Origin of the sequence: Sphaerisporangium aureirubrum (assembly GCF_042658925.1) — a bacterium.
Classification (GTDB): Bacteria; Actinomycetota; Actinomycetes; order Streptosporangiales; family Streptosporangiaceae; genus Sphaerisporangium; species Sphaerisporangium aureirubrum.
Genome location: NZ_JBHSRF010000086.1, coordinates 26,374 through 36,911 on the forward strand (window position 1 = coordinate 26,374; position 10,538 = coordinate 36,911).

Annotated in this window: 2 protein-coding genes (1 of these 2 running past the window's edge); both read left to right on the forward strand. The window is 73.5% G+C overall.

From position 1 onward, the window contains the following. Positions 1 to 1,146, forward strand: the 3' end of a protein-coding gene (locus tag ACFP1K_RS34925) for a non-ribosomal peptide synthase/polyketide synthase (protein ID WP_380761566.1). Its footprint begins 20,916 nt before the window's first position; 1,146 of the gene's 22,062 nt are visible here — the last part of the coding sequence; its start codon lies beyond the left edge, outside the window; the stop codon is at positions 1,144 to 1,146. Positions 1,147 to 1,151: 5 nt separating this feature from the next. Continuing rightward, positions 1,152 to 10,538: non-ribosomal peptide synthetase (locus ACFP1K_RS34930; RefSeq protein WP_380761568.1), on the forward strand; the 9,387-nt coding region annotated here is incomplete at its 3' end.

Consider the following 10,538-nt stretch of genomic DNA (forward strand, 5'->3'; position numbering starts at 1 on the left):
GTGTCCTGGCGGGTCCTGGTGCCCGACCTGGCCGCCGCTTGCACGGCCCTGGCGCGGGGCCGGGAGGTGGACCTGGCGCGCGGGACGTCGTTCCGGCGCTGGGCCACCACCCTGGAGCGCCAGGCGATGAGCGCGGCACGGGCCGCCGAGCTGCCCGGATGGACCCGCCTGCTCGGCGGCCCGAACCGCACCCTCGGCAGGCGCCCGCTCGACCCGGTGGTGGACACCGTCGCGGGCGGCATCCACCGGGCGGAGCTGACCGTGCCCGCCGAGGTCACCACCCACCTGCTGACCCGGATCCCCGAGGCCTTCCAGACCGGTGTGGACGCCGTCCTGCTCGCCGGGCTGGTCGCCGCGGCGGGCGAGTGGCGGCGCCGTCTCGGCGGCAACCTCGCCGGCGGCGTGCTGGTCGACGTCGAGGGCCACGGCCGGGTGCCGCTGGCCGACGACATGGACCTCACCAGGACGGTCGGCTGGTTCGCCGCCGCCCACCCGGTCCGGCTCGACCCCGGCACCTCCGACCACGCCGGGATACGGTCCGGCGGGCCCGCCGCCGGCGTACTGGTCCGGCGGATCGCCGAGCAGCTGCGCGAGGTCCCCGGCGACGGGCTCGGCTTCGGGATGCTCCGGTACCTCAACCCGGACACCGCCCCGGCCCTGGCCGCGCTGCCCGTCCCGCAGATCGGCTTCAACTACCTCGGCCGGTTCACCGCCACCCCGGCCACCGGCGGACACGGCGGGGGAGACATGGACCACGACACCACCGGCGGCGCCGGCGTCCGGACGAACCATCCGGAGAACGGCCCCGGGGTCCAGGGGGACTGGCGCCCGGCCGGGGACGCCGTGCTCGGCGGCACGGCCGACGGCGCCACCCCCGCCGCGCACGCCCTGGAGGCCGGGGGCCAGGTGCGCGACCTGCCCGGCGGCCCCGAACTGACCGTCAGCCTCGCCTCCCCGGCCGGCCTGTTCGACGAGAGGACCCTGCGGGACCTGGTCGCCGCGTGGGTCGCGATGCTCACCGGACTGGCCGCACACCATTCAGGACCCGAGGGGGGCGAGCACACCCCAGCTGACTTCCCGCTCGTCTCCCTCGGCCAGGACCAGCTCGACGCGCTGCAGAGCAAACTCTCCCAAGAGAAGGATTGATCGCGGTGACCCAGGTGCGGATCGAAGACGTGTGGCCGTTGTCACCGTTGCAGGAAGGCCTGCTGTTCCACGCACGGTTCGACGAGCAGTCCCGCGACCTCTACATCGAGCAGCGCATCCTGGACCTCGCCGCGCCGCTCGACGTCGCGGTGCTGCGCAGGTCGTGGGAGGCGCTGCTGTCCCGGCACGCCAGCCTGCGCGCGAGCTTCCAGCAGCCCGCCGGGGCGCGGCAGCTCGTCCAGGTGGTGGTGCGGGGCGTGGCGCTGCCGTGGCGCGAGGTCGACCTGTCCGGGCTGGCCGCCGCGGACGCCGAGGCGGAGGCCGCCCGGCTCACCGAGGAGGAACACGGACGCCGGTTCGACCTGTCGGTGCCGCCGCTGCTGCGGCTCCTGCTGCTCAGGCTGGACGGCGAGCGCTACCGGCTGGTCGTCACGCTGCACCACATCCTGCTGGACGGCTGGTCCATGCCGGTGCTGTTCGGAGAGCTGGCCCAGCTGTACGCGGCGGGCGGCGACCCGGCCGCGCCGCCGCCGGTCACGCCGTACCGGGAGTACCTCGCGTGGCTGGCCCGCCAGGACAAGGACGCCGCCAGGGACGCCTGGCGCGCCGCGCTCGCCGGCACCGCCACACCCACGCTGGTGAGCCCCGCCGCCGCCCAGGCCGGGCCCGTGGCGCCCGAACACCTCAACATCCGCATGGACGCCCGGGCCACCAAGGCCCTGCGCGAGGCCGTGCGCGAGCACGGGGTGACGCTGAACACCGCGATCCAGGCCGCCTGGGCGATGGTGATCGGCATGCTGACCGGCCGCACCGACGTGGTCTTCGGCGCCACCGTCGCCGGACGCCCCCCCGAGTTACCCGGCGTCGAACGCATGCTCGGCCTGTTCATCAACACCCTGCCGGTCCGGGTCCGCCTCGACCCCTACCAGAGCATCGGCGCGCTGCTCACCGACCTGGCCGCCCAGCAGGCCGAACTGTTCGCCCACCAGCACCTCGGCCTCGCCGAGATCCAGCGCCTGGCCGGCCCCGGCGCCGGCTTCGACACGCTGCTGGTCTACCAGAACTACCCCCGCCCGCCCGGCGGCGGCCTCCTGGACTCCGGCGGCCTGCGGATCACCGGCACCGCCAGCGAGGACGCCGCCCACTACCCCCTCGTCCTCGGCGTCGTCCCCGGCGACGAACTGGACCTCCGCCTCGACTACCGCCCCGACCTGCTCGACCAGCCGGCCGTCCGCACCCTCGCCGACCGCCTCGTCCGCGTACTGAACCGCCTGGCCGCCGACCCCGCCCTCCCCATAGCCCGCCTGGACCTGCTCGACCTGACCGAACGCCGCACCGCCCTCCACCGAGCCAACACCACCTCCCACCCGCTCCCCGTCTCCACCCTCCCCGCCCTCCTGAAAGCCCAAGTGACCCGCACCCCCCAAGCAATAGCCGTGACCGACCCCACCACCACCCTCACCTACGCCGAACTGGACACCCTCTCCACCCGCGCCGCCACCCTCCTGACCTCCCGAGGCATAACCCGCGGCACCCGCGTAGGCGTAGTGATGCCCCGCTCAGCCGACCTGATAGTCACCCTCCTGGCCATAACCAAGACCGGCGCCGCCTACGTCCCCGTAGACCCCACCACCCCCCCCGACCGCCTCACCACCATCCTCTCCACCACCAACACGGTCATCTGCACAACAGCCACCACCAAAACGGTGACCTCGGCCTTCGCCACGTCCGATGCGGCCTCCGGCGGTCCGGCGGCCCCCACAGCCGTCGGGCAAGTCGTGTGGGATTCCCCTGAGGTGGTCGCGGAGCTGGCCGCGGTGTCGGGGGGTGTGGAGCCGGTTGTGGTGTCGACGGATGATCTTGCCTATGTGATGTATACGTCTGGGTCGACCGGGGTGCCGAAGGGGGTTGAGGTTACGCATGGCAATGTCGTGAGCTTTGTGATGGATCGTTGCTGGGCGCCGGATGTGGTGGAACGGGTGCTGGTGCAGGCCAATCACGCGTTCGACGCGTCCACCTATGAGATCTGGGCGCCGCTCGCGCAGGGTGGACGGCTGGTGGTGCTCCGGGCGGGGGACGTGGGGCCGGCGGAGCGGGGGAGGGTGGTCGCGGAGCACGGGGTGACCAATGTGCACGCGACCGCTGGGTTGTTCCGGCTGCTCGCGGAGGAGTCCCCGGAGATGTTCGCGGGGGTGCGCGAGGTCTCCACGGGCGGCGACGTGGTGCCGTCCACGGCGATCCGCGCGCTGCTGGACGCGCACCCGGGACTGGTGGTGCGCACGACCTACGGCCCGACCGAGGCCACCGCGTTCACCACCCAGACGGCGTTCACGGCGGGGGACGACGTCCCGGCGAACGTGCCGATCGGGTACCCGATGGACAACTCCCGGGCGTACGTGCTGGACGAGTTCCTCCGCCCGGTGCCCGAGGGCGTCACCGGCGAGCTGTACATCGCCGGGTCCGGCCTCGCCCGGGGATACACCGGACAGGCCGGGCTGACCGCGGAACGGTTCGTGGCCTGCCCGTTCGGCGACCCCAGTACCAGGATGTACCGCACCGGGGACCTCGCCAGCCGCGCCCAGGACGGCGAGCTGACCTTCCAGGGCCGCGCCGACGACCAGGTGAAGATCCGCGGTTTCCGCGTCGAGCCCGGCGAGGTCGAGGCCGCCCTGGCCGGGCAGGACGGCGTCGCGCGGGTCGCGGTGATCGTCCGGGAGGACCAGCCGGGCGTGAAGCGGCTCGTCGCCTACGTCGTGCCGGACGGCCCCGGCGTGGACGGGACCGCGCTGCGCGACCACGCCGCCGCGACGCTGCCCGAGTACATGGTGCCCGCCGCGGTGATGGTGGTGGACTCTCTGCCGGTCACCGTCAACGGCAAGCTCGACAGGGCCGCGCTGCCCGCCCCCGAGCTCGGCGCCGCGACCGGCCGGGGCCCGGCGACGCCGCTGGAGGAACTCCTGTGCGGCCTGTTCGCCGAGGTGCTCGGCCGCGAATGGGTCGGCGCCGAGGACTCCTTCTTCGACCTCGGCGGCGACTCGCTGCTCGCCATGCGGCTGGTCGTGCGGATCCGGGCCGTACTGGACGCCGAGATCAGCATCCGCGAGCTGTTCGGCGCGCCGTCCGTCGCCGGCCTGGCCCGGCTGGTGGAAGGCCACCGGGGCGGCACCCGCCCCGCGCTCACGGCCCGCGAGCGACCCGAGGTGCTGCCGCTGTCGTTCGGCCAGCGGCGCATGTGGTTCCTCAACCAGCTGGAGGAGGCGGGCGCGGGCGCCGGGTACAACGTGCCGCTGGCGTTCCGGCTCTCCGGCACCCTGGACGTCGCCGCCCTGGAGGCGGCGCTCGGCGACGTCGCCGACCGGCACGAGTCCCTGCGCACCGTCTACTCCGAGACCGAGGGCACCCCGGCCCAGCACGTCCTCACCGGCCCCGCCGGCCGCCCGCCCCTCACCGTCCACGAGGTCCCCGAGCCCGGCGTGCCCGCCGCCCTGGCCGAGATCGCCTCCCGCCGCTTCGACCTTTCCACCGACCTGCCGTGGCGCACCGAACTACTGACCCTGCCCCCCGGCCCCACGTCCGATGGTGAGTTCGTGCTGCTGCTGGTGGCGCACCACATCGCCGTGGACGGCTGGTCGATGGGCATCGTGACCAGGGACCTGCGCGCCGCCTACGCCGCGCGCGTGAACGGCGCGGCCCCCACGTGGCGCCCCGCACCCGTGCAGTACGCGGACTACGCGTTGTGGCAGCACGAGGTGCTCGGCGACCTGGACGACCCGGACAGCCTGATCAGCGCCCAGCTCGGCTACTGGCGCGCGGCCCTTGCGGGCATCCCCGAGGAGCTGGCGCTCCCGGCCGACCGGGTGCGGCCGGGGGTGCCCACCTTCCAGGGCGGATCGGTGCCGTTCCGCCTGGACGCCCACACCCACACAGGCCTGGTCAGGGCCGCGCAGCAGGGCTCGGCGACGATGTTCATGGTCGTGCAGGCCGCCCTGGCGATGCTGCTGGCCCGCCTCGGCGCCGGCACAGACATCCCGCTCGGAACCACCGTCGCGGGCCGGGGCGACTCCGCGCTGGAGGAGATGACCGGCTTCTTCATCAACACCCTCGTGCTGCGCACCGACGTCGGCGGCGACCCGACCTTCGCCGAGCTGCTGGCCAGGGTCAAGGAGACCGACCTCGCGGCGTACGCGCACCAGGACCTGCCGTTCGAGCGGCTCGTGGACGACCTCAACCCCGAGAGGTCGCTGGCCAGGCACCCCCTGTTCCAGATCATGCTGGTGCTGCAGAACATCCCCCTCGTCGAGCGCGCCTGGGACCTGCCGGGCGTCGACGTGGCCCCGATGCCGTCCGACGGCACCGTCGCCGCCCGCTTCGACCTGTCGATCAGCCTCGGCGAGCACCGCGACGAGCACGGCGCCCCCGCCGGGATGGGCGGCGGCCTCCAGTACGCCGCCGACCTGTTCGACGAGCCGACCGCCCGAATCCTCGCCACCCGGCTGGTCCGGGTGCTGGAGCAGGTCGCCGCCGACCCCCGGCTGCGGGTCAGCCGGCTCGACGTCCTGGAGCCGGTCGAGGAGGGATTCGTCATCGAGGGGTGGAACGACACCTTCCAGGCGATCCCGTCGATCACCCTGCCTGAGCTGTTCGCCGCGCAGGTGGAGCGCACCCCGGACGCCCCCGCCGTCGTCAGCGGGGACGTCACGCTGACGTACGCCGAGCTGAACGCCCGGGCCAACCGGGTGGCGCACTGGCTGATCGGCTTCGGCGTGGGCGCCGAGGGCCGGGTCGGTGTGGTGATGGATCGTTCGGCCGATCTGGTCGCGGTGCTGCTGGGGGTTCTGAAGGCCGGGGCGGCGTACGTCCCGCTGGACGCGTCCCATCCGGTGGAGCGGCTGCGTGCCGTGGTGGCCGAGGCGGGCGTGTCGGTGGTGCTGGCCGACCGGCCCGTGGACGAGCTCGGCGCCGTCGTGGTGGACGGGCCGCTGGAGCGGGGGGACACGTCCGACCCCTGCGCCAGAGTGTCCCCCTCGGGCCTCGCCTACGTGATGTACACCTCGGGCTCGACCGGCGTGCCGAAGGGTGTCGCGGTGACCCACGCCAACGTGGTGGCCTTCGTCTTCGACCGCTGCTGGCGCGAGGACGTGGTGGAACGGGTGCTGGTGCAGGCCAACCACGCGTTCGACGCCTCCACGTACGAGCTGTGGGTGCCGCTGGCGCACGGCGGGAGCCTGGTCCTCATGCCGTCCGGTGACGCCGACGCCGCCGCGCGGGGCCGGGTGATCGCCGAGCACGGCGTGACGAACGTGCACGCCACCGCCGGGTTGTTCCGCGTGCTGGCCGAGGAGTCCCCGGAGATCTTCGCCGGGGTGCGCGAGGTGTCCACGGGCGGGGACGTGGTGTCGTCCGCCGCGATCCGCGCCCTGCTTGAGGCCCATCCCGACATGGTGGTGCGCACCACCTACGGCCCCACCGAGACCACCGCCTTCACCACCCAGATGCCGTTCACGGCCGGTGACGACGTCCCGGCGAACGTGCCGATCGGGTACCCGATGGACAACTCCCGGGCCTACGTGCTGGACGAGTTCCTGCGCGCCGTGCCGCCCGGCGTGGCCGGCGAGCTGTACGTCGCCGGGCCCGGCCTGGCCCGGGGGTACGCGGGCTGGGCCGCCCTGACCGCGGAACGGTTCGTCGCCTGCCCGTTCGGGGGCTACTCCGAGCGCATGTACCGCACCGGGGACCTGGCGTGCTGGTCGTCCGACGGGCGCCTGGTCTTCACCGGGCGCGCCGACGAGCAGGTGAAGATCCGCGGCTTCCGCATCGAGCCCGGCGAGATCGAGGCCGTCCTGGCCGTCCAGGAGAGCGTCTCCCAGGTCGCGGTGATCGCCCGCGAGGACCAGCCCGGCGTCAAGCGCCTGGTCGCCTACGTCGTCCCCGCCGGGGACGACGACGGCACGCCCCGGCAGGTGGACGTGGAGGCGCTGCGCGGGGCGGTGGCCGCCGTCCTGCCCGACTACATGGTCCCGGCCGCCGTCGTGGCCGTGGACCGCCTGCCGGTGACCGCGAACGGCAAGCTCGACCGGGCGCTGCTGCCCGCCCCCGGGTACGAGCAGGACGCGGGCCGAGGACCCGGCACCCCCGCCGAGGAGGCTCTGTGCGGGCTGTTCGGCGAGGTGCTCGGGCTGGAAACCGTCGGGGTGGAGACCTCGTTCTTCACGCTCGGCGGGGACTCGCTGCTCGCCATGCGGCTCATCGCACGGATCAGGTCGGTGCTCGGCGCCGAGGTCAACATCAGGGAGTTCTTCGGCGCGCCGTCCGTGGCGGGCCTGGCCCGGCTGGTGGACGCCGGCCAGGGTGGTGCGGCCCGCGTGGCCCTGGCGGCGCGGGAGCGCCCGGAGGTCGTTCCGCTGTCGTTCGGGCAGCAGCGCATGTGGTTCCTCAACCGGCTGGAGGAGGCCGGGGCGGGGGCGGCGTACAACGTGTCGCTGGCCCTGCGGCTGACCGGCGGGCTGGACGTCGCCGTGTTGGAGGCCGCGCTCGGCGACCTGGCCGACCGGCACGAGACGCTGCGCACCATCTTCCCCGAGACCGGCGGCACCCCCCGGCAGGAGATCCTTCACGGGGCCGGCGGCCGTCCCGTGCTGCGCCGGGGCGAGGTCGCGCACACCGAGCTGCCCGAGGTGCTCGCCGCCACGGCCCGCCGCGGCTTCGATCTGGCCCGGGAGCTGCCGTGGCGGGTGGAGCTGCTGACCCTCTCCGAGAGCGAGCATGTGCTGGTGCTGGTGGCGCACCACATCGCGGTGGACGGCTGGTCGATGGGCGTGCTGGCCCGCGACCTGCCCGTCGCCTACGCGGCCCGTGCCGAGGGACGGGCGCCCGAGGACTGGACGCCGCCGGTCCAGTACGCCGACTACGCGTTGTGGCAGCGCGAGGTGCTCGGCGAGCTGGACGACCCCGGCAGTCTCGTCGCCGCCCAGCTCGGGTACTGGCGGGACACCCTGGCCGGCCTGCCCGAGGAGCTGGTCCTGCCCGCCGACCGGACCCGGCCCGCGGTGCCGTCGTTCGTCGGCGGCGCGGTGCCGGTCCGGGTCGGCGCCGAGGCGCACTCCCGGCTGGTGGAGGCCGCCAGGGACGGCGGCGCCACCATGTTCATGGCCGTGCAGGCCGCGCTGGCGATGTTGCTGGCCCGGCTCGGCGCGGGCACCGACCTGCCGTTCGGCACGGCCGTCGCGGGGCGCGGGGAACGCGCGCTGGAGGACCTCGTCGGGTTCTTCGTCAACACGCTGGTGCTGCGCACCGACGCGGGCGGTGACCCGACGTTCGCGGAGCTGCTCGCCCGGGTCCGCGACGCCGACCTCGCGGCCTACGCCTGCCAGGACGTGCCGTTCGAGCGGCTGGTGGAGGATCTGAACCCTGCCAGGTCGCTCGCCCGGCACCCGCTGTTCCAGATCATGCTGGCGCTTCAGGCCGGTCCCGGGTCGGAGACCCCTTGGGATCTGCCCGGCGTGCGGGTCGAGCAGATGCCCGCCGACGACACGATCGCGGCTCGGTTCGACCTGTCGGTCGGCCTGGTCGAGCTGCACGACGCCGACGGGGCGCCCGCCGGGCTCGGCGGCGGGATCCAGTACGCCACCGACCTGTTCGACGAGCACACCGCGCACACCCTGGCGGCCCGTCTGCAGCACGTCATCGAGCAGGTGGCCGCCGATCCGTCCGTGCGGATCAGCCGCCTGGACGTTCTGGACGCCGCCGAGCTGCGGACCGTCCTCGACGAATGGAACGACACCGCGCAGCCGCTGCCCGCGGCCTCGCTGCCCGAGCTGTTCCGCGCCCGCGCCGAGCGCGCTCCGGACGCGGTGGCCGTCGTCGCCGCCGGCGTCACGCTGACCTACGGGGAGCTGGACGAGCGGTCCGATCGGGTGGCGAACTGGCTCAGGGGGCGGGGGGTGGGGGTCGAGGGCCGGGTCGGTGTGGTGATGGATCGGTCGGCTGATCTGGTGGCGGTGTTGCTGGGGGTGGTGAAGGCGGGGGCGGCGTACGTGCCGCTGGACGCGTCCCATCCGGTGGAGCGGCTGCGTGCCGTGGTGGCCGAGGCCGGGGTTTCGCTTGTGCTGGCCGATCGGGATCTGCCGGAGCTCGGCACGGTTCCTGCCGCCGAGGCGCTGGCCGGGTCCTTGGGGGCCGTGCCTTTGGTGGTGTCGCCGGACCATCTGGCTTATGTGATGTACACCTCCGGGTCTACCGGGGTTCCGAAGGGTGTGTCGGTCACGCACGGCAACGTGGTGGCGTTCGTCCTGGATCGTGGGTGGGCGCCGGATGTGGTGGAGCGGGTGCTGGTGCAGGCCAACCACGCTTTCGACGCTTCTACGTATGAGTTGTGGGTGCCGTTGGCGCATGGCGGGAGCCTTGTTCTCATGCCTCCTGGTGATGCCGATGCCGCCGCGCGGGGGCGGGTGATCGCCTCGCATGGTGTGACGAACGTGCATGCTACGGCTGGGTTGTTCCGGGTGCTGGCCGAGGAGTCGCCGGAGATCTTCGCGGGGGTGCGGGAGGTTTCCACGGGTGGGGACGTGGTGTCGTCCGCCGCGATCCGTGGCCTGCTGGAGGCTCATCCCGGCCTCGTGGTGCGTACCACTTATGGGCCTACTGAGACGACCGCCTTCACCACTCAGATGCCTTTCGTGGCCGGTGACGACGTTCCCGCGAACGTCCCCATCGGGCGTCCCATGGACAACACCCGCGCGTATGTTCTCGACGAGTACCTGCTGCCCGTTCCCGCCGGGGTGGTCGGCGAGTTGTACATCGCCGGTGCCGGGCTCGCCCGGGGCTACGCGGGGCGTCCCGCCCTGACCGCCGAGCGTTTTGTCGCCTGCCCTCATGGCGGCCGCATGTACCGTACCGGCGACCTGGCGCGCTGGTCCTCCGACGGCGAGCTGGTGTTCGCCGGGCGGGCCGACGACCAGGTGAAGATCCGGGGCTTCCGCATCGAGCCCGCCGAGATCGAGGCCGTCCTCACCGAACACGAGTCCGTCGACCAGGCCGCGGTGATCCTCCGCGAGGACCAGCCCGGCGTCAAGCGCCTTGTCGCCTACGTGGTCCCGGCCGGCCACCGTAAGACGGCGCCGGATTCGCCGCACCACGTCCCGCCGCTTCGGCGCCGGAGTGCGGACGATGCCGCTGGCGCGGCGGAGGCCGTGACCGGCCTCGCGGAGGCCGTTGTGGCTGCGCCGGTGGAGGTCGGGCTGGTTGATGGGGCGGAGTTGCGGAGGTTTGTGGGGGAGAGGTTGCCGGATTACATGGTGCCGGGGGCTGTGGTGGTGGTGGAGAGGCTGGTTGTCACCGGGAATGGGAAGTTGGATCGGGGGGCGTTGCCGGCGCCTGAGGTTGAGCTGGTGGGG